This window comes from Campylobacter sp. BCW_4323, from assembly GCF_001763115.1.
Classification (GTDB): Bacteria; Campylobacterota; Campylobacteria; order Campylobacterales; family Campylobacteraceae; genus Campylobacter_D; species Campylobacter_D jejuni.
The window spans coordinates 66,015-85,693 of the sequence record NZ_MJYC01000064.1; the positions used below are offsets into that span (position 1 = coordinate 66,015).

The following is a 19,679-nucleotide window of genomic DNA, read 5'->3' on the forward strand; positions in this document are numbered from 1 at the left end:
AAAAAGCTTAAAACTACCGCTATGCAATAACATAGCGGTTAAAGATTAAATTTTTACATTAGGATCATAAGAAAAACTAGGTTCAATTTGCTTTTTATTGCTTAATTCTTTATACCAATAAGAATGTAAAATATAAACCTCCTCTTCTTCCTTATAACCACTAATCATAGAATGGATACTGCCTTTGATTGCAAATACTGCCATATAAATATGCACACCAAAAAACACTGCACACACTATACCCAAGAAATTATGCACTATAGCTGAAATTCTTAAAAGTTCAATTTGAGTTAAACCAAAAAGACCTTGAATTGCCGTGGAATTAAAATCAAGAAAATACATAAATCCACCTGTAATTATCATCAAAAATCCACCAAAAACAGCAATATAATACCAAGATTTTTGACCAAAATTAAACTTACCTGCAGGTACAGGACGTTTTACTTTGCTTAAATAACCACCTACTATCATCATCCATCTGATATCATAACTTGCAGGAAGCATTCTTTTAATCCACCATAAAAACATAGGGATTATAGAGATGATAAATAAAACCGTTGCAAAAGCATGTAAATTTTTACAAACTCTTACAAAAAGTCCACCTCCAAAAGTCGCCCCAAACATCACCACAAAACCAGTTGGCACTAAAATCACCCAAGAAATTGCCGCGATAAAATGAAAAAGTCTTTCAAATAATGTAAAAGCATAAATTTTCTTTCCATCGTGTGAAAATTGCTTAGGTCCTATAACCATATAATGCAAAGCAAATGCAGACAATACCGCAATAATAGCGATTAAAGCTATAGTAGCTATATATTCACCTTGCAAAGTTGTCCAAAGTTTGCCAAAAGTATCATAATTTGGGATATTTGTAATACGATGAAAATCCCAAATTTGGGTATCTTGTCCCATTCTCTCGCTACCATAAGCAAATAAACTTACCACGCTTAACAAAAGCGTTACAAATACTTTTCTCATAAGCGTTCCTTTCCTGTGTAAGCAATCTTCCACTCCAAACTTTCTGAAGGATTTGGAATGCCATAATTTCTATTCATAAGTCTATTATGATAAATCTCTTCTATTTTAGAACTTTCACCTACTAAAAGTGCTTTTGTCGAACACATCGCAGCACATACAGGAACTTTTCCTTCTGCGATACGATTTTGACCATAAAGTTCTCTTTCTTTTTCTGAATTCGTTGCTTCAGGGCCACCTGCACACATAGTACATTTATCCATAATGCCTTTATTTCCAAAAACACTATCTTTTGGAAATTGTGGTGCACCAAAAGGACAAGCATAAAGACAATATCCACAACCTATGCAAATTTCTTTATCGTGCAAAACAATACCATCAGCACGGATGTAAAAACAATCCACAGGACAAACGATAGAACAAGGAGCATCATCACAATGCATACAAGAAATAGAAGTTGAAACTTCTTTTCCTTGAATTCCTTCATTTAAAGTAATCACACGGCGGCGGCGAATATGAATAGGAAGCTCATGTGCTTCATCACAAGCTACCGCACAACCATTACAATCAATACAACGCTCATTATCACAAAAGAATTTCAAGCGTTCTTTTTCTAAATTTGCAAAATTTACCTTACTCATTTTCCATCCTTACTGATTCTACAAAGCCCACCTTTAGTCTCTGGAATCTGACACATGATATCATAACCATAATTTGTTACCGTATTAGCACTTTCTCCGCTTGCATAAGGCTTAGTTCCTTCTGGGAAATTGTGCGTTAAATCCACGCCTTGCATAACTCCTGTAAAATGGAAAGGCAAGAAAATCATATCTTTTGCTACACCTGGATTAACCTTCACTCTTACATGAATTTTAGTGCCTTCTGGAGAATGTACCCAAATCATATCTCCTGCTTTAATGTCTTGCTCTTTTGCTAATTCAGGATTGATCTCACAAAACATTTCAGGTGTTAAACGCGTTAGATACATAGATGCTCTATTTTCCATACCTGCACCATTTAAATTCACAAGTCTTGCGGTAACAAGATTAAGCGGGAATTCTTTAGAATAATCCTTAGCTTGTTGTACAGAAACAAATTTAGTATCCACGCGATAAAGTGCTTTTTGATCTTCAAAACTTGGATATTTTTGCACCAAATCGTTTCTTGGAGAATGTAAAGGCTCACGGTGGAGTGGAATTTTATCTTTAAAAGTCCAAACTACAGCTCTAGCTTTAGCATTTCCATAAGGAACTATGCCTTTTTCTATACATTTAGTTGCTATGATATTGCTATCATCATAAGACCAAGTTGATCCCATTTTTTCTTTTTCTTGGGCACTTAAAGTAATGCCTAAAACTTTTTCTATATTATCTTTAGTAATTTGTGGATAACCTGTATCAATAGGCGAATTTAAAGGTGCATTTTTAGCAAGTAAACTCTCTCCTTCATACTCAAGTCCAAAATTGTTTCTAAAGCCCATACCACCTTTTGCTACTTCAATGTCGGTATTATAAAGCACAGGAGAACCTGGATGCTTATCACTCCAACAAGGCCAAGGAAGCCCGTAATACTCGCCAGCAACTTCGTCTTTTCCTTCTAAAGTTACCTCATCAAATTTATCCCAGTATAAAGTATGTTTTTTAAGCCTTTCAGGACTCCAACCATTAAGCCCTATACTTCTAACTGCTTTTGCAATTTCTCTTGTTGCATTTTCAGGCCAAACGATCTCACCTTTTTCATCGCGTAAAGTCTTGGTAAAGTCTTCATAAAAACCTAATTTTTTAGAAAGCTCAAATAAAATTTCTTGATCTTCCATGCTTTCATAAAGTGGATCTACAACCTTAAATCTCCATTGTCCACTACGATTTGTAGCTGTTACACTTCCGCTTGTTTCAAACTGTGTTGCTGCAGGTAAAAGATAAATCCCATCTTTTCTTTCTGCGATAATCCCTGCTTCATTTACAAAAGGATCAGCCAAAACTAAAAGCTCTAAAGCTTCCAAACCTTCTTTAACTTTTACTTGTTGTGCGGTTGAAGTGATACCATTTCCCATAACTACTAAAGCTTTTAAAGGCGTTCCTGCATTATCGATAGCATCATTTCCATCTTTTCCATTTAAAGCTGCTGCCCACCATCTAGCAAGTGAAAGTCCGGTTTTATGCATCCAATCTTTACTTACAAAATTTCCTAAAAGCCATTCATAATCCACACCCCAAATTTTGGCATAGTATCTCCAAGTCGCTTCATTTAAAGGATAATAACCAGGTAAATTTTCACTCAAACAAGCCATATCCGAAGCACCTTGAACATTATCGTGTCCGCGTAAGATATTAACTCCGCCACCAAATTTACCTATATTTCCAAGTACCATTTGCACAATAGGTGCTAAACGCGTATTTGAAGTTCCTACAGTATGTTGAGTTAAACCCATAGCCCAAATAAGCGTAGTTGGTTTGTTTTTAGCTACTTCGTGAGTGATTTGCACCAAAAGTTCTTTAGAAATTCCCGTAACATTTTCTACTTCTTCGGCTGTCCATTTTGCTGCTTCTTCGCGAATTTTATCAATTCCAAAAACTCTTTCATCAAGATATTTTGTATCTTCTAAACCTTCATCAAAGATGATTTTTAGCATTCCATACATGAAAGCAATGTCAGTTCCTGGACGAATTCTTGCATAAATATCCGCTTTTGCTGCACTTTTTGTAAATCTAGGATCTACAACGATAAGCTTTGCACCTTTTTCTTTTGCTTTTAAGAAATGTCTAAAACCCACAGGGTGATTTACCGCTGGATTTGCTCCAATGATAATGATACATTTACTTCTTTGGATGTCTCCAAGATGGTTTGTCATAGCGCCATAACCAAATGTATTCGCCACACCGGCGACTGTTGCGCTGTGTCAAATTCTAGCTTGATGATCTACATTGTTCGTTCCAAAAAATGCTGCAAATTTTCTTATATAATAAGCTTGTTCATTATTAAGTTTTGCAGAACCTAAAAACATAACACTTTCAGGATTTTCTTTACGATAAGCAGCTAGTTTTTCTCCGATCTCACTTAAAGCTTGCTCATAACTTATGCGTTTCCATTCTCCATTTTCTTTTTTCATAGGATATTTTAAACGCACATGTGAACGCACCATATCGATCATATCAGATCCCTTGCAGCAATGTCCACCTGAACTCACAGGATGATCTTGAGCGATTTCTTGACGCACCCAAACACCATTTTGCACTTCTGCAATAATCCCACAGCCTACAGAACAGGCTGTACAAACTGTTTTTACTTTTTTACTACCTTCATAAGCTTCTTTAAGCTCATCAGCACTCGCTTCTCTTAAAGTTTCACTTCTAGCAAGCAACGGTGTTGCTAGGCTTGAAAGTGCTGCCATTTTAAGAAAAGAACGACGCGTAAGCTTGATATTTTCACCTACACTTGACATTACTCAGCCTTTATATAATAATTTTCCCAATTAGCACTTCTTTGAAAAAGCACTTCTTTTTTCTTACTTTTACCTTTAACCAAATCTTTTCTTTCTTCATCTTTAGCTAGAGCTAAAGTTGTGCTACCAAGCACTCCAGCAGCCCCTAAGGCAAAAGCGGATTTTTTAAGAAATTCCCTGCGATTTTTCACGAGTCCTCCTTTGTTTATTTGCTTCTCTTCTTAAAAATTCTGAACGCGATAGATCGTTTTGCACTTTTTTAGAATTTATTTTTGCAGGTTTTTCCATTTCAAAGCAAAGTCTTTCAAATTCCATAAAAGCCGATGCAATACTTGCAATTTCCTTATATAAATTCGCATTTTTATTCATGAAAACATCGCCTAAAAACTCATCAATGCTTTTATTGATCACTTTTTCAAAAAGCTCTTTGGCTAAATCATCTTCATTTTGCCTTAAAAATTCACTCATCAACAATAAACAAAATCCAACACTATCTTCACTTTCTTTAAAAAATTTTTCATTGCGTCTTATTTTACTTCTGACTAAAATTTGACGCACGCAAAGTAAAGGATTTGAATTTTCAAAACCTTCTTCTATGTAAGAAAAAGTCGTTGGAATGCTATTTTTAAGACTTAAAAAAAGCAAATCATATTCTTTAAAAAATGCTTGTATAGAATTTTCATCATCTAAATGCTTAAGCAAGATATCAAAATTTGATTTTAAATTTTCATCAAATAAACATTCTTGCATTGTCTTTAAATACTCTTGTAATTTTGACAATCTTTCTTCAGAAAATGAAAAAACAAAAAGCTCTCCTAGACATTGATAATAAAGACTTCTAGCTAATCTTAATTTTTCCAAATCCATTAAAGCCCCCATGCATTCAAAATTTTCAAAAATAGCTTTAAATTTTGCTTGAATGAATATTATGCAAAATATACCTAATATTCATTTTAAAGTCGATTTTTAAATCGATTTATCTTAATACTATTTGATTTAAAAATCACTGAATTTCAATAAAATTCCACAAGGATTTAAAATCTTAAAAAATCATACAAAAGTATTGAAAATTAGATATTTGAGTTGATTTTATATTTGAAAAAATAAAATACTTTGCATAAAATTTATACCTTTGATTCTCTTCCGAGTAAAATTAATATTTTATGCAAATTATAAATAATACTAATTTCTTAAAGAATAATCCTTATAAGAAAATTCTCTTATCATTTGAAGTTCATTTTTTGCATTTAAAAGCATGAGATTTGGAAGTCTTATACCATTAAAAGTTGTGTTTTTCACAATGGTGTAATGAATTTGATCTAAAAAAACAATTTTATCGCCGATTTTAAGCTTTTTGTCAAAGGCGTATTCTCCCATTACATCACCCGCTAAACAAGTATTTCCAGTAAGTAAATAGGCAAATTCGTTTTCTTTTAAGTCTGAAATTTTTTCATTTTCTCTTGTGGCTAAAATTCTAGCATTTAAAACTTCACTTGTATAAGGCATGATGATAGTATCTGGCATATGTGCTTCGCTTGAAGTATCTAAAATAGCAATTTGCTTTTCATTTTCTATGATATCTACTACACTAGCAACCAAATTTCCTGTTTGCCAACCCACCGCTTCACCTGGTTCAAGATAAACTTGTACACCATATTTATCACTGAAATTTTTACACAAAGCAATAAGTTTTTCAACATCATAGCCTTTTTTAGTGATGTGATGTCCTCCTCCAAAATTCACCCATTTCATTTGCCCTATCCATTTGCCAAATTTCTCTTCAAAAACCTTTAAAACAGCTTCTAAAGCATCAGCACTTTCTTCGCAAAGTGCGTGAAAATGAAGTCCTTCTATGGTACTTAAATCCACATTTTCAAAATCTTTAGCACGAATTCCAAGTCTTGAGTATCTTCCACAAGGATTGTAAAGTTCTTTTGGAGCTAGAGAAAATTCAATATTACAACGAAGGCCTAAGGAATTTTTTTGTGTTTTGCTTTGAAATTTATGAAATTGAGCTAAAGAGTTAAACACTATATGATGAGATAAACTGGCTATTTCATCGATTTCATCTTCTTTAAAAGCAGGAGAATAAGTATGAATTTCTTTATCCATGTATTCTTTAGCAAATTTTGCTTCCCAAAGTCCGCTACAAGTACAACCTTTTAGATATTCTCCGACAATTTTCATCGCTCCTGAAAAAGCAAAACCTTTTAAAGCTAAAAGCACTTTAGCACCACTTTTTTCGCCAACACTTGCTAAAAGCTCACAATTTTTTCTTAATTTATCTTCTTCTAAAATATAAGCTGGAGTTTGAATTTTTTCATAAAACATTATTTTTCCTTGATTAAATTGCTAAAATCATAACAAAATTAAACCAAATTTTCAAAATAAATATTTACTAAAGTTAAAAAAATAATGACTATAATACAAAAAATCAAGCAAAAGGAAAAACTAATGAATAGAAGAAATTTTTTAAAATTTAATGCACTTACTCTAGCAAGTATGGGTGTAGCCTATGCAAATCCTATGCACGATATGCACTCCATGCATAAAAATCATTCTATAAATCATGACTTAGATACTTCTTTTATAAACTTTGCTCCAAAAAATTTAAAGCTTTTAGATCCAAAACAATTCCCCCAAGGAGAAATTTTAAAAGCCTTGCCTTTACTCAAAAATGAAAGTAAAGAAAAAAATATTTTTCGTGCTACCCTAGAAATCAAAGAAAATCATATAGAGCTTATCAAAGGTAAAAAAACCTTATTTTATACTTACAATGGCCTCGTGCCTGCTCCAAAAATAGAAGTTTTTGAAGGAGATAAACTTGAAATTTTAGTCAAAAACAAACTCAAAGAAGCTACAACTATACATTGGCATGGCATTCCTGTGCCACCTGATCAAGATGGAAGCCCACATGATCCTATCTTAGCAGGAGAAGAAAGAATATATCGTTTTGAAATTCCTCAAGATAGCGCAGGAACTTACTGGTATCATCCGCATCCTCATTATACCGCTTCTAAACAAGTTTTTATGGGTTTAGCAGGGGCTTTTGTGATCAAAGCAAAAAAAGATGCTTTAAGTCATTTAAAAGAAAAAGATTTGATGATTAGCGATTTGCGTCTTGATGAAAACGCTCAAATTCCAAACAATAACCTAAATGATTGGCTAAATGGTAGAGAAGGAGAATTTGTACTCATCAATGGACAATTTAAACCTAAAATCAAACTCGCCACAAACGAACGCATACGCATTTATAATGCTACTGCAGCAAGATATTTAAATTTACGCATACAAGGAGCTAAGTTTATACTTGTTGGTACTGATGGTGGACTTATAGAAAAAGCTATTTATAAAGAAGAACTTTTCTTAAGTCCTGCTTCTCGCATAGAAGTTTTAATCGACGCTCCAAAAGATGGGAATTTTAAGCTAGAAAGTGCTTATTATGATAGGGATAAAATGATGGTAAAAGAAGAACCTAATACCCTATTTCTAGCCAATATTAACCTAAAAAAAGAAAATGTAGAACTTCCAAAAAATTTAAAAATTTTCAAACCTTCAGAAGAACCTAAGGAATTTAAAGAAATAATCATGAGTGAAGATCATATGCAAATGCATGGTATGATGGGAAAAAGTGAAAGCGAATTAAAAATCGCTCTTGCGTCTATGTTTTTAATCAATGGCAAAAGCTATGATTTAAAACGCATTGATTTAAGCTCCAAGCTTGGAGTAGTTGAAGACTGGATAGTGATAAACAAATCTCACATGGATCATCCTTTCCACATACACGGCACGCAATTTGAACTCATCTCATCAAAACTCAATGGAAAAGTTCAAAAAGCTGAATTTAGAGCCTTAAGAGATACTATAAATGTGCGTCCTAATGAAGAGTTAAGACTTAGAATGAAACAAGATTTTAAAGGACTTAGAATGTATCATTGCCATATTTTAGAACATGAAGATTTAGGAATGATGGGAAATTTAGAAGTAAAGGAATAAAATGGTAAAAGTGGAATTTTTAGGCCCCATAAATAAAGACAATTTAGAGTTTGAGGTAAAAAATTTAAAAGAATTAAAAGAAATTTTGCAAAAAGATGAGAGTTTAAAAGAATGGCTAGAACTTTGTGCCGTATCTTTAAACGATGAAATCATTTTTGATGAAAACACTAAGTTAAAAGAAGGTGATAAAATAGCACTTTTACCGCCAGTTTGTGGGGGTTAAATGGAACATTTTACACTTTATCAAGGTTCTTTAGATATTCCTAAAATTTATAGCCAATGGTATGAATTTGCCAAGGATAAAAACTGCGGTGCTTTGCTGACTTTTTGTGGTATTGTGCGTGAAGAAGGAGGCATTGAGGCACTTAGTTTTGATATTTATGAACCGCTTTTAAAAAAATGGTTTAATGAGTGGCAAAAAAGAGTAGATTTTGATGGTATTAGCTTGCTTTTTGCTCACTCTATAGGCGATGTGGCGGTTCATGAAAGCTCTTATTTTGCAGGAATTTTAAGCAAACAAAGAAAATTAGGACTTAAACTCCTTAATGAATTTGTTGAAGATTTTAAAGCAAGCGCACCTATTTGGAAGTATGATGTGATAAACAAAGAAAGAATTTATGCTAAAGAAAGATCAACCAAACTTTGCGGTGCAGGACTTTTAAAAGGATAAAAAATGCTAATGTCTTATGAAGAAAGTTTAAAAATTTTACACTCTCATATTAAAACTTATGAAAAGATTGAAAAAATAGCTCTTACAGAGTGTTTAGGACGCATTTTAGCTCAAGACATAAAAGCCCTTAAAAATCAGCCTGAATTTCCAACTTCGGCTATGGATGGTTATGCGATCAAATTTGAAGATCAAGATAAGCCTTTAAAAATTTTAGGCCTCACACCTGCGGGCACTATGCCACAATTTAGCGTGCAAAATGGCACTTGTGTAAAAACCTTTACAGGCTCACTCATGAGCGAAGGAAGCGATACTTTAGTCCCTGTTGAAAATGTACGCGTAGAAAATGATACTCTTTTTATAGAAAAAAAAGTTCCTCAAGCTTTTGCCGTGCGTGCGGTAGGAGAAAACTATAAAAAAGATGAAATTTTACTCAAAAAAGGCACAAGGTTAAATTATAGCGAGATAGCTCTTTTGGCTGAACTTGGATTTTTTCACATTAGTGTGTTTATAAAGCCTATTGTAGGGGTTTTAAGTAGTGGAAGTGAGATCAAAGATCTAGGAGAAGTCTTAGAAAATCCCGCTCAAATCCGCTCTTCAAATCATATTGCTATAGCTAATTTAGCTAAAAATTTAAATTGCGATACAAGGGTTTTTCCTCTTTTAAAAGATGATGAAAAGGCTACTTTTTCGACCCTTGAAAGTGCTTTGCAAAGTTGTGATATTTTGATTACAACAGGCGGGGTTTCTATGGGGGATTTTGACTTTTTAAAAAAAGCTGTAAAAGAATATGAAATCATCATCGATAAAGCCGACATAAAACCAGGTAGACATATCAAAATAGCCAAAGCTAATGAAAAATTCATCATCGCCTTACCAGGTTTTCCTTACTCGGCTATGGTAATGTTTAATCTTTATGCAAGAGAGATTTTAAACTCTTGGTTACTTCAGCCTAAAGACTATATTTGCAAAGCCTTTTTACAAGGAAGCTATAAGAAAAAAACACCTTATTTGGAATTTGTCGCTTGCAATATAGAGTTTAAAAATGGACGCATTTTAGCCAATCTTGAAGGTAAGAAAGAAGGCTCTAGTGCGATTATAAACAATCTTAACAATAAAGCTGCCCTTATGGTGGTACCAAAAGAATGTGAAATTTTAGAAAATGAAAGTTTAGTGGATATTATCTTTATGCCTTAAAATTATTTAAATAATTTTATTTCGATTTTAATCAACCCTAAATTTCAATAAGTTTCAAATTTGCAACCTCCTTTTAGTAGAGTAATTAGCCCTAGCGGAGTTTCAATCCACTAGTGTTTTTGACCCTTTTTTAAATTTCTTTATGGTAAAATACACATTTACCAGATAATGAAAATTTCAAGGTTTTTTGATAAAAATAGCAAAAATTATGCTATAATCTCATAAGAAATTAAAAAGGGACTAAAATAAAGAGCTTGCAGGACTCTACGAGGTTATAATCCTCTAAAACTGCTTAAAATTCAAATAAATTTTGTTGATGGTATTTTTCTTGTTTTTTATTTAGTTGTATTTCTTCATTATTTGAATTTTTGTATTTAAATTCTCCATGACTATCTATATCAAAAAGCGTTAAATTAGTTTCGTTATTAACTTTTTCGTTAAAAACTATACCACCAAGCAAAAGCTCCATTTTATCAAATTGCTCTAATAATACAAGCCCTAATGATTGCATAGCCATAATTTAAAGCAGAATTTTCAAAGCAAAGCTCATCTCTTGAAAAAGAAGCACCAAATAAAGTTTTAAAATAAAGCGCCGCCGCAACAGCTTCAATATTTTACTATCATTTAAGCTTGCTTTTTAGCCAAATTTATAAGCTCATTCATTTGCTCTTTTGTGATTTTTGTACTTTGAAAATGCCCTAAAAAAGGAGTAAAAATACCATTTATACTATGAGTTTTATCGTAACTCATTTTTTAGAATCTTCTCTTTGTCTAAACTCAGCCTTTGTCACTTCTCCAAGCACTGAAACTATATATTTTTCAAATACTTTTAGATTTTAAATTTTTATGCTTTTTGCAATGACTTCTTTTTCATTTGCATTTTTAAACAATATTTTTTCATTTTTGCTTAGCGTTTCAAATTTATTATCGTGTTTTGAAACAGTTAGACTAACATTTGAGTTATCTAGCCTTTCATAATAAACAAGTTCTGGCTCTTGCATATCTTTAATTTAAATTAAAATCAAACTATCTTTGTACAAAGAAAAGCAAAATCCATGGTATAAATTGACACAGCATAAAATTTATTTGTCTTTTTGTGTTTAAAAATATCCACTCTAAACATATCACCATTTTTAACTATTTTACCATTTACTTTACGGATTTTACCAAGTTCTAGGACTTTTTTAAAACTCCTTCTTTTCCGTCGTATGATTGATAAAATGTTTCTTCTCTTCTAAAAGTTTCTTCATGTAAAGCTCCGCTTGGCTTTTTTCTCTCAGGTTTTGAGATAAAAATTTTATCAATTTTATCTAAAAGCTTTGCCTAAAACCACTAAAAGGCTCAAAAAATTCCTTTTATTTTTGCAATCTAATTCACTAATTTTTTTGCATAAAGCTCTGCAGTGTTGCTTTCTTGCTCTTTTTAAAATCTGAAAAATCCTTTACGATAGAATTATTTACATAAGCAATAATTGCTGTATTGATGGCGTGATGAAGATGATTGTTTCTATTCTTAGTGCTAAAGCCCCAAGTGTGTCTTAAAGCCGATGTTAGCATACCGCTTTTTGCTTCTACATGTACTTTTGAGACTTTTTTGCGTATCGTTTAATTTTGTATTTTCATCATCGCTTAAAGGTAAAAAATCTAAATAATCTTTAGTGTAGTTTAAAACAAGCCTTGCGATGTAGCGAGTATCGTTTAGATTTCTATCTTTAAAGCCTTTTTGCTCTTTGTCTTTGTAATTTTTATCTAAAATTCTTTTTTGCTTTTTAGTAGATAGGTTTTTTGCTAAAACTTCAATTTTCTGCCATTTTGCACTATCATTGCCAAAGGCTTCAAAGGGGGTTTTATTAAGTTTTTTTTGATTTTGCTTGGTAAAAACTAAAACTTTATTCATGTAAGAATCATCAAAACTTCTAGAATAAGAGCAAATATGGTCAATTTTAAGCATTTTTTTATCTTGCAAATCACTAATTTTAATCTTTTCCCCACTATAAACACAAAATTCTTTTTGTTCTTTAAATAATCTTAATTTTAAAATATTTTTACTATTTTTTTAAGCCTAGTTTTTCACATTCAAGTTCGGCGTCTTTTTTGGCCTTGTAGTTTTCGTTTCGCTCTTTTTCTATTTTAGCTCTTTAGTTGTGATTTTTATCTACTTCTCTTGCTAATTCAATGCACTTTACCATATTTTTTAAGTAAAGCATTTAAAACCTTTCTATATTCTTTAATCGCCCTTAAAACCACAGGATTAGTTACTTCATCTTTGTAATAAGTTTCATTAAATGCGGGCAAAAAGTCTTTTTTATCTTCATTAATTGCTATTTTTAAATTAAGTTCACTGCAAGCTTCATCGTATTTTTTACCTTCAAGTATTAAAGGAGTGATAAGTTTTAAGGCTTTAAAACTTATATTTAAATGGTTTTTAAATTCCAATTTGCTTAAGCTATCAATTTGATTTTGATTTAAATCATATTTTGCTAAAGCCTTTTTAGCTTAATCTCATCTTTTATAAGGGTAATACTTTTGCTATTTCATTTAAATCATCTTGGCTTAAACTATACTCACCTAGGGCTTTTACAAATTCTTTATATTTTTTAAACTCAATAAAATAAGTTCCTTTTTCTCCTTTAAATTCATAATCATCACTTAAAACTAAAAGCTTTTTTGTTTGTTTATAAGTTAGAGTGCCGTTTTTTAAAACTTCATTTAAAAGCGTGTTTAAATCATCTTTTGTATATAAAATTCCTTCAGTATTTTTAAGATTGTTTAAAAGATTGATAATTCTTGTAAGTACTACAAACATAAAGGCTAAGGGCGAATTTTTTGGCGCTCTTTTTTCATCAGTAAAAAACTACAATTTTCCACCAAATGAGAAAAATCCTTTAAAGCCCTTTTATAAAATACTACACTAAGCACCCCTTCTTCAAATTTTTTTGAAAAAGAAAGGCCAAATTCTCTTTGCTTTTGAAAAATAAGCTTTAATTCATCTTTTAAAAAACTTTGCACTATGCAGAGTTCATAACTTTCTTTTTTATTTCTAACATTTATAAATTCTTTAGAATTTTCTTTGATTTTTTGAAAATACTCTTTATAAAGATACTCGCCTACACTTTGATAATTTACTAATTTTTCTTCATTATCGCTATTTTTTATATTATCATAACCACGCCTTTTTACAATATGCAAAATAACTCGTGCAAAATCTTGCTTACTTAAAAGCTCGTTTAAAGCTCTAAATCTTAACTCATAAGGGCTAATTAAAGAGCCTTTATAAGCCTTAGCTAAACTCTCATCAAAGCTTTGATAATCTTCGTAATTTAGCGATTAAATGTTTAAGTAATTTAGCCTTGCTTTGCGTCTAGCAAGGCGTTTTCTAGCACTTCTTGCAAGGCGTCTAAGGCTAAGGATTCTCCTGTTTTAGGATTTTCAGCTTTTTAAAAATCCTAGCTCCACATTCTTTTAACTCATCATTTTCGCTAAATGCCCAGCCAATAGAGCTTATACCTATATCAAATGCCAAAATTCTTGCTATACTAAATCCTTTGTGACATTTATGATTTATTTATAATTATAATACAAAAATCATTTTTTATGCAAATATAAATTTTTCAGTAACCAAACTATACATATGTTAATTTTGCAATACAAAAAATACGTAATTTTTAAATAAAAAATATTTTTTATTTAAAAATTTAGCTAAAATTAAATTCATAAGCTGTAAATTCAGGAGAAATCATGCCAATTTTTATGATATGTTCTACACTTTTAGCGGTAATTGTCGTTGCTTATTATATACTCAAAAAATACAATCCCATTTTTGTATTTTTTCTTTCAGGTATTATCTTGCTTATTTTTGCTTTTTACATCACAGGAACACCTATACCAAAAGCCCCAAGCAGAGAATATGCAAGCTTTTTGAATGTTTTACTTGATAGCTATGCTTTTATCACAGCAACTTTTAAAAGCCAGCTTTCTGGAGTAGGACTTATTATCATGAGTGTGGCAGGTTTTGCTGCTTATATGAAACATATCAATGCTTCGGCAAAACTTGCTTTTTTAGCAAATAAACCCTTAGAAAAAAAATAAATACTTGATTTTAAGTGGAACTTTTGTTGTTGGAATGGCTTTAAAAATTGTCATTTCTAGCTATGCTGGATTGCTTTTGCTTTTGTTAGCATGTATTTATCCTGTTTTAATCTCACTTAAAATCCGTCCTATTACAGCTGTATGCGTGCTTTCTTTAATTGCACTTGATTATGGTCCAAAAGATGGAAATTCAATCAATATGGCAGATATGGTAGGAAAAGTGATAATGTCGTAGGGCTTTTTTTAAATTACCAAATTTATAGTGTGATTGCCTATGTTGTAGTTATTGCCATCTTGATTCCTTTTTATTTTGCTTGGATTGATAAAAGAGATAAAGAAAAAGGTGTTTTAAATGATGAAGTTGAAATTCCGCAAATCATTGATCCTAAATGTCCCACTTTTTACATACTCTTTCCTTGGTTACCTGTTGTATTTTTATTTACAGCGTATTTTTTTACTATCAAGCTCGATGTTGTGACAGCAAATTTTGTAAGTATTTCTTTAGTTTTTCTTGTTGAATTTGCAAGACACAGAAATGCTAGAAAATTAGGCGAAGATATGATGGTGATTTTAAAAGCTATGGCTGAAATTTTTATCTCAGTCGTAAGCATAATCATCGCTGCTGGAGTATTTGCTGAAGGCATTAAAGCACTTGGTGGAGTTAATATCCTTGCTAACGCGGTTTCAAATCTTGGAATAGGAAATTTTGCATGGTTTGGAATTCTTTTGAGTATAGCTATTTTAAGCTTTTTAGTTTATTTTGCCACAGTGATTATGGGAAGTGGAATTGCTGCTTTTAATGCTTTTGGAAAACTAGCTCCTGATATAGCTACAAAATTAGGCGTTACACCTATTACTCTAGTTTTACCTATAGAAATTGCATCTTGTTTAGGTCGTGCAGCTTCACCAATAGCAGGCGGAATCATAGCTTTAGCTGGATTTGCAAAAGTAGCTCCAATGGATATTATAAAACGAACCACTCCTCTTTTACTTATCGCTATGCTTGTAAATGTACTTGTAGCCTTTTATCTAGCACAAACCAATCCTTTGCCAAAAGAGCAAAACGCTACAAAAATAGAATTTAAAATACACAAATAAAGCGTATTAACGCTTTATTTTCATTCTAAAACAATACCTTCATTAATGCAAATTTCGCCGATAATAAAGGCATCTGAATTTTCTAAAACCTTACTTACATTAGAAGGATCTACAACCATTACTAAACCCACTCCCATGTTAAAGCTTCTATACATTTCGCTTTCTTCTACAGCCTGTCCTATAGTATAAAAAATTTCAGGAGTTTTAAGATGATGTTTGCGTATAGTTGCACCCATACCACGAGGTAAAACGCGTGGTAAATTTTCTACTAAACCACCCCCTGTAATATGAGCTAAAGCACTGATATAAGGCTTTAGTGTAAGAAAATCACGCACATAAATCCTTGTAGGTTCTAACAAAATATCAATTAAATTTTTACCCTCTATCTTGTCATCAAATTTTAATTTTAAACTTTCAAAAAGTACTTTTCTAGCTAAAGAATAACCATTTGAATGAAGTCCTGAACTAGGAAGTGCCAATAAAATATCACCATTTTTAACAAATTTACTTCTATCGATCTCATCTTCTTCAGCCATACCCACAGCAAAACCCGCAAGGTCAAAATCATCTTTTGCATACATTCCAGGCATTTCAGCAGTTTCTCCGCCAATTAATGCACAATTTGCCATCTTACATCCCTTGGCAATGCCTGATACAACAGCCTTTGCTACTTCTACTTCAAGCTTGGCTGTAGCATAATAATCTAGGAAAAACAAAGGCGTAGCAAAATTACAAATCAAATCATTCACACACATTGCTACTAAATCTTGCCCTATAGTATCATATTTTTTAGCATCAATTGCCAAGCGAAGCTTGGTACCAACCCCATCTGTTGCACCTAAAATCACAGGCTTTTTAAAACCACTTGGCATTCTAAAAGCACCAGCAAAAGAACCAATTCCACCTACAACATTATCATTAAAAGTTTCTTTAACCAAAGGTTTTATAGCCTCTACAAAGGCATTTCCATTATCTATACTTACGCCCGCATCTTCATATGAAATTTTCATTTATTTTCCTTTAAGAACTAAAAAGGTATTTTAACGAAAAAAGTTTTAATAAGGCATAAGATGAAAAATGCTTTTTTTGTAACCGCTTCAATTGCTTGTGGTAAAAGCACTTTTATAGAAATAGCGAATTCTTTAGGCTTTAAAAGCATTAGCGCAGACAAAATCGCTCATAAAATTTTAGATGAAAATGCTTTAGAACTTGAAAAGATTTTTTCTCCCTTTAGCTTAAAAAATTTGCTCACAAAAGAAAAGAAAATCGATAGAAAAATCCTTGGAGAAATTGTTTTTAACAATAAAGAAGCTAAAAAAATCTTAGAAAATTTCACTCATCCTAAAATTCGAGCTAAAATTTTAGAACAAATGCAAATTCTAGATAAGGAAAATAAAGCTTTTTTTGTAGAAATTCCTCTTTTTTTTGAAAGCGGTGCTTATGAAAATTTAGGCAAAGTCATTGTAATTTACACACCTAAAGAATTAAGCCTTAAAAGAATTATGCAAAGAGATAAGCTCAGCTTAGAAGCTGCAAAAGCAAGACTTGATTCTCAAATAGATATTGAAGAAAAACTTAAAAAAGCAGATTTTATCATTAAAAATACTAATTCTTATGCCGATTTTAGGCAAGAATGTGTTAAAGTAATACAAGAAATTTCTAAAGGAAAAATGTGAAATTTTATAAATATTGTGCAAGTGGGAATGATTTTGTCATAACAAATGCTGATAGAAAAGAAGATAGAAGTGCTTTAGCTAAAGAACTTTGTAATCGTTATGAGGGTATAGGTGCGGATGGCTTTATCGTGATATTACCTCATGAAAAATACGACTTTGAATGGGAATTTTATAATAACGATGGCTCAAGGGCTGCTATGTGTGGCAATGGCTCAAGGGCTGCGGCACATTTTGCACATCATATTAACAAAATAAATCGTAACATGAGTTTTTTAACCGGTGCAGGAGTAATAAAAGCAAAGGTAAATCAAGATAAAGTTGAAGTATCTTTAGGCAAAATAAAAAGCGTGCAAAATACTTTTGAAGAATTAGGAAAAACTTGGCAACTTTGCGACACTGGAGTTCCACATCTAGTACATTTTTGTCAAAATTTAGATGAATTTGATACAATGCTTTGTCAAAAAATGAGACAAAAATATAATGCCAATGTTAATTTTGTAAAAATTTTAGATGAAAATCATTTAAAAGTTCGCACCTATGAACGCGGAGTTGAAGATGAAACCTTAGCTTGTGGCACAGGAATGGGGGCTTGTTTTTATCTGGCATTTTTAAATAAAAAAGTACAAAATAAAGTTAAAATAACTCCTAAAGGTGGTGAAGAAGTGGGGTTTACATATAAAAATGAAGAATTGTTTTTTGAAGGAAAGGTAAAGTATTGTTTTGAAGCCAATTATAATTTTTCTTAGTCTTTTTCTAATCCCACTTTTTGCTGATGATCTAAAGAGTGGATTTGGAGAAGAATATTACAAACTTGATATAGATCAAAAAAGACAAATTTTTTTTATAAAAATGAATGAAATGTTTGATCAAAGCTTTAAAAAAATTGAACAAGAAAGATCCTTTATCGAAGCCTTTTTTAAAGATGCTTACAAAACAGGCTTTAGGACTTCAAACCAAACAAATCTTGAAAAACTTATCACGATAAAAAACAAATATCGCATTGGAAATCTTTATGATTTTGCAGAATATAAAAAACGTATTCAAAAAATTCCAAAATCCATGGGTATAGCCCAAGCTTTAGTTGAAAGTGCTACAGGTACCAGTCGCTTCGCAAGAGAAGCAAACAATCTTTTTGGAGAATGGACTTGGGGTGAGAAAGGTTTAATTCCTGATTTAAGACATCCAGATAAAAAACACAAAATTAAAATTTTTGATAGTCTGCAAGATAGTGTTGACTCTTATGTTTTAAATTTAAATCGTCATTTTGCTTATGAAAAGTTTCGCGATGCAAGAGCTAAATTTGAAAGCGAAGGCAAAGAGATAACAGGGCTAGAGGCTATTAAAACTTTAGATTCTTATTCTGAACACAAGGGATATTATATCAATCTTATTACAAAAATCATCAAACGATACAACCTTGAAAAATACGATACAAAATCAAACAACGCCTAAAATCCAAGTGAAAATTTATCAAAAGATATGATTTCAAATTTAACCCCTTGCTCAAAAAAACTATCCTCGCTTGAAAGAGTAATAAAAATCACATGAAAAATTCCAAGTTCTAAAGCCTTTGGTAAAATTTTCTTAGCACGTAGCTTGATCAAATCAATATCTAAAGTTGGACTTGAAATATAAGCAATTTTAGATATTTGGCTATAAAAGTTAAAGTATTTGTTATAAAAAAATTCTTCTTTAAATTTAAACAGCTCGCTTAAAACTAAATTTTCAAATAAATGTGAAAAATCCTTTGAAATACAAAGATTATTTCTTAGGCCAAAATCTTTAAAATAAATCTTTTGAAGTTTTTTTTCATCATGTTTTAAAGTATAAATCACATAAGTATTTTCTAATTTTTTTATAGCTTGATAAACACTATCTTTTGAAGTTTTTAATCTTTTTTTGAGTTCTATAAATATCTTAGAAATACTGATTTGCTGACCCAAATTTAAAGCTAAATACTTTAAAATTTCTAATTCTAAAAGAGTAAAGCTTTGTCTTAAAAGTATGTTTTTTTCTCCAAATTTACTCCGTCCACTTTGCAAAAAAAGACCTACTAAATTATTTATAGGTAAATTTTTCTTACTTACACTAATAAATTCTTCAAAATCAAAATAATCAAGTTCAAGTTCTTCAAACCCATTTACATTTAAATCTTTTATATTTGTACTTAAGATGATGGGAATTTTAATTTTTTCTAAATTAGGAATAAAATCCAAATTATAAAGGCAAAGAATTTTAATTTGTAAATTTTCATTCAGAAAATCAGAAAGTCTTTCTAAACTTTGTTTTTCAAAACGTGTATCATATAAATCTAAAAACAAAATTTCACTTGCTTTAAATTGAGATAAAAAATTAAAAATAAGCGTTTTTTTACCACAAAATCGTGGGCCTTTTATGATAATATTTAGTTTTGAAATTTGAATTTTTCTTTCATAACTTGCTTCAAATTTAGGATGGTTTTCATAAAAAAAATTAAGTACTTTCAATTTTATCCTTTAAAAAAAGGATATTATAACCTAGTTAGTATAATTGGGGCATAA

At 31.2% G+C, this 19,679-nt stretch carries 16 protein-coding genes and 3 pseudogenes; 8 read left to right on the forward strand and 11 right to left on the reverse strand.

Features of this window, described 5'->3' with window-relative positions; all coding sequences use genetic code 11:
• Positions 1-45 precede the first annotated feature (45 nt).
• From AJN60_RS06190 to nspC, 6 genes are all read right to left on the reverse strand, one after another.
• Entirely contained in the window at positions 46-978 is a 933-nt protein-coding gene (locus tag AJN60_RS06190; protein ID WP_070286106.1) for a formate dehydrogenase subunit gamma, read from the reverse strand.
• Positions 975-1,616 (reverse strand): formate dehydrogenase FDH3 subunit beta, encoded by a 642-nt coding sequence (gene fdh3B / locus AJN60_RS06195; RefSeq protein WP_002851264.1) that lies wholly within the window; start codon positions 1,614-1,616, stop codon positions 975-977. The genes AJN60_RS06190 and fdh3B overlap by 4 nt, the downstream gene beginning before the upstream one ends.
• On the reverse strand, positions 1,613-4,417 hold the full coding sequence (locus AJN60_RS06200) for a formate dehydrogenase subunit alpha (RefSeq protein WP_079264430.1): 2,805 nt from the start codon (positions 4,415-4,417) through the stop codon (positions 1,613-1,615). Before AJN60_RS06200 ends, fdh3B begins: the two co-directional genes overlap by 4 nt.
• Entirely contained in the window at positions 4,417-4,608 is a 192-nt protein-coding gene (locus AJN60_RS06210) for a twin-arginine translocation signal domain-containing protein (RefSeq protein WP_002851537.1), read from the reverse strand. The genes AJN60_RS06200 and AJN60_RS06210 overlap by 1 nt, the downstream gene beginning before the upstream one ends.
• On the reverse strand, positions 4,583-5,296 hold the full coding sequence (locus tag AJN60_RS06215) for a TorD/DmsD family molecular chaperone (RefSeq protein WP_079861556.1): 714 nt from the start codon (positions 5,294-5,296) through the stop codon (positions 4,583-4,585). The genes AJN60_RS06210 and AJN60_RS06215 overlap by 26 nt, the downstream gene beginning before the upstream one ends.
• A 303-nt stretch (positions 5,297-5,599) precedes the next feature.
• The gene (gene nspC, locus AJN60_RS06220; protein ID WP_070286107.1) at positions 5,600-6,748 is read right to left on the reverse strand and encodes a carboxynorspermidine decarboxylase; all 1,149 of its coding nucleotides are present in this window, start codon (positions 6,746-6,748) and stop codon (positions 5,600-5,602) included.
• A gap of 123 nt (positions 6,749-6,871) precedes the next feature.
• Between nspC and cueO the strand changes: the two genes are divergently transcribed.
• From cueO to AJN60_RS06240, 4 genes are read left to right on the forward strand one after another with little or no spacing between them, the layout of a single operon-like run.
• The gene (gene cueO, locus AJN60_RS06225; protein WP_070286108.1) at positions 6,872-8,413 is read left to right on the forward strand and encodes a multicopper oxidase CueO; all 1,542 of its coding nucleotides are present in this window, start codon (positions 6,872-6,874) and stop codon (positions 8,411-8,413) included.
• A 1-nt stretch (position 8,414) separates the two neighbouring features.
• Entirely contained in the window at positions 8,415-8,636 is a 222-nt protein-coding gene (locus tag AJN60_RS06230) for a MoaD/ThiS family protein (RefSeq protein ID WP_070286109.1), read from the forward strand.
• Positions 8,637-9,083, forward strand: a complete 447-nt coding sequence (locus AJN60_RS06235) for a molybdopterin synthase catalytic subunit (RefSeq protein WP_052950185.1) — start codon at positions 8,637-8,639, stop codon at positions 9,081-9,083.
• Positions 9,084-9,086: 3 nt separating this feature from the next.
• Positions 9,087-10,277, forward strand: coding sequence for a molybdopterin molybdotransferase MoeA (locus AJN60_RS06240; RefSeq protein WP_070286110.1), 1,191 nt, complete (start codon positions 9,087-9,089; stop codon positions 10,275-10,277).
• A 292-nt stretch (positions 10,278-10,569) separates the two neighbouring features.
• On the opposite strand, the gene AJN60_RS06245 is transcribed toward AJN60_RS06240, so the two are convergent.
• The 3 genes and pseudogenes from AJN60_RS06245 to cas9 form a co-directional block, all read right to left on the reverse strand.
• Entirely contained in the window at positions 10,570-10,794 is a 225-nt protein-coding gene (locus tag AJN60_RS06245; RefSeq protein WP_186820467.1) for a hypothetical protein, read from the reverse strand.
• Positions 10,754-11,027 (reverse strand): annotated as a pseudogene (locus tag AJN60_RS09395) (type II CRISPR-associated endonuclease Cas1); the annotation flags it as partial. The gene AJN60_RS06245 and the pseudogene AJN60_RS09395, both read right to left, overlap by 41 nt.
• Positions 11,024-13,811: pseudogene (cas9, locus tag AJN60_RS06250) on the reverse strand (type II CRISPR RNA-guided endonuclease Cas9). The pseudogenes cas9 and AJN60_RS09395, both read right to left, overlap by 4 nt.
• Before the next feature lie 203 nt (positions 13,812-14,014).
• Between cas9 and dcuC the strand changes: the two are divergent.
• Positions 14,015-15,463 (forward strand): annotated as a pseudogene (gene dcuC, locus AJN60_RS06255) (C4-dicarboxylate transporter DcuC).
• Positions 15,464-15,483: 20 nt separating this feature from the next.
• Here dcuC and purM read toward each other — a convergent pair.
• Positions 15,484-16,473, reverse strand: a complete 990-nt coding sequence (gene purM, locus AJN60_RS06260; RefSeq protein ID WP_002855427.1) for a phosphoribosylformylglycinamidine cyclo-ligase — start codon at positions 16,471-16,473, stop codon at positions 15,484-15,486.
• Positions 16,474-16,533: 60 nt separating this feature from the next.
• Between purM and coaE the strand changes: the two genes are divergently transcribed.
• Genes coaE through AJN60_RS06275 form a run of 3 tightly spaced genes read left to right on the forward strand, consistent with a single transcriptional unit; the run spans position 16,534 to position 18,591 of the window.
• Positions 16,534-17,139, forward strand: a complete 606-nt coding sequence (coaE, locus tag AJN60_RS06265; protein ID WP_002826882.1) for a dephospho-CoA kinase — start codon at positions 16,534-16,536, stop codon at positions 17,137-17,139.
• On the forward strand, positions 17,136-17,885 hold the full coding sequence (gene dapF, locus AJN60_RS06270; RefSeq protein WP_070286111.1) for a diaminopimelate epimerase: 750 nt from the start codon (positions 17,136-17,138) through the stop codon (positions 17,883-17,885). The genes coaE and dapF overlap by 4 nt, the downstream gene beginning before the upstream one ends.
• Positions 17,860-18,591, forward strand: coding sequence for a glucosaminidase domain-containing protein (locus AJN60_RS06275; RefSeq protein ID WP_070286112.1), 732 nt, complete (start codon positions 17,860-17,862; stop codon positions 18,589-18,591). Before dapF ends, AJN60_RS06275 begins: the two co-directional genes overlap by 26 nt.
• Here AJN60_RS06275 and AJN60_RS06280 read toward each other — a convergent pair.
• Positions 18,588-19,625, reverse strand: coding sequence for a DUF4143 domain-containing protein (locus AJN60_RS06280; protein ID WP_070286113.1), 1,038 nt, complete (start codon positions 19,623-19,625; stop codon positions 18,588-18,590). The genes AJN60_RS06275 and AJN60_RS06280 overlap by 4 nt on opposite strands.
• Positions 19,626-19,679 lie beyond the last annotated feature (54 nt).

What these genes read in the sequence shown, in the direction of transcription:
- AJN60_RS06190 (WP_070286106.1), bottom strand. Translation starts at nt 978, where the DNA reads ATGAGAAAAGTATTTGTAACGCTTTTGTTAAGCGTGGTAAGTTTATTT.
- fdh3B (WP_002851264.1), bottom strand. Translation starts at nt 1,616, where the DNA reads ATGAGTAAGGTAAATTTTGCAAATTTAGAAAAAGAACGCTTGAAATTC.
- AJN60_RS06215 (WP_079861556.1), bottom strand. Translation starts at nt 5,296, where the DNA reads ATGGGGGCTTTAATGGATTTGGAAAAATTAAGATTAGCTAGAAGTCTT.
- nspC (WP_070286107.1), bottom strand. Translation starts at nt 6,748, where the DNA reads ATGTTTTATGAAAAAATTCAAACTCCAGCTTATATTTTAGAAGAAGAT.
- cueO (WP_070286108.1), top strand. Translation starts at nt 6,872, where the DNA reads ATGAATAGAAGAAATTTTTTAAAATTTAATGCACTTACTCTAGCAAGT.
- AJN60_RS06230 (WP_070286109.1), top strand. Translation starts at nt 8,415, where the DNA reads ATGGTAAAAGTGGAATTTTTAGGCCCCATAAATAAAGACAATTTAGAG.
- AJN60_RS06235 (WP_052950185.1), top strand. Translation starts at nt 8,637, where the DNA reads ATGGAACATTTTACACTTTATCAAGGTTCTTTAGATATTCCTAAAATT.
- AJN60_RS06240 (WP_070286110.1), top strand. Translation starts at nt 9,087, where the DNA reads ATGCTAATGTCTTATGAAGAAAGTTTAAAAATTTTACACTCTCATATT.
- AJN60_RS06245 (WP_186820467.1), bottom strand. Translation starts at nt 10,794, where the DNA reads ATGGCTATGCAATCATTAGGGCTTGTATTATTAGAGCAATTTGATAAA.
- purM (WP_002855427.1), bottom strand. Translation starts at nt 16,473, where the DNA reads ATGAAAATTTCATATGAAGATGCGGGCGTAAGTATAGATAATGGAAAT.
- coaE (WP_002826882.1), top strand. Translation starts at nt 16,534, where the DNA reads ATGAAAAATGCTTTTTTTGTAACCGCTTCAATTGCTTGTGGTAAAAGC.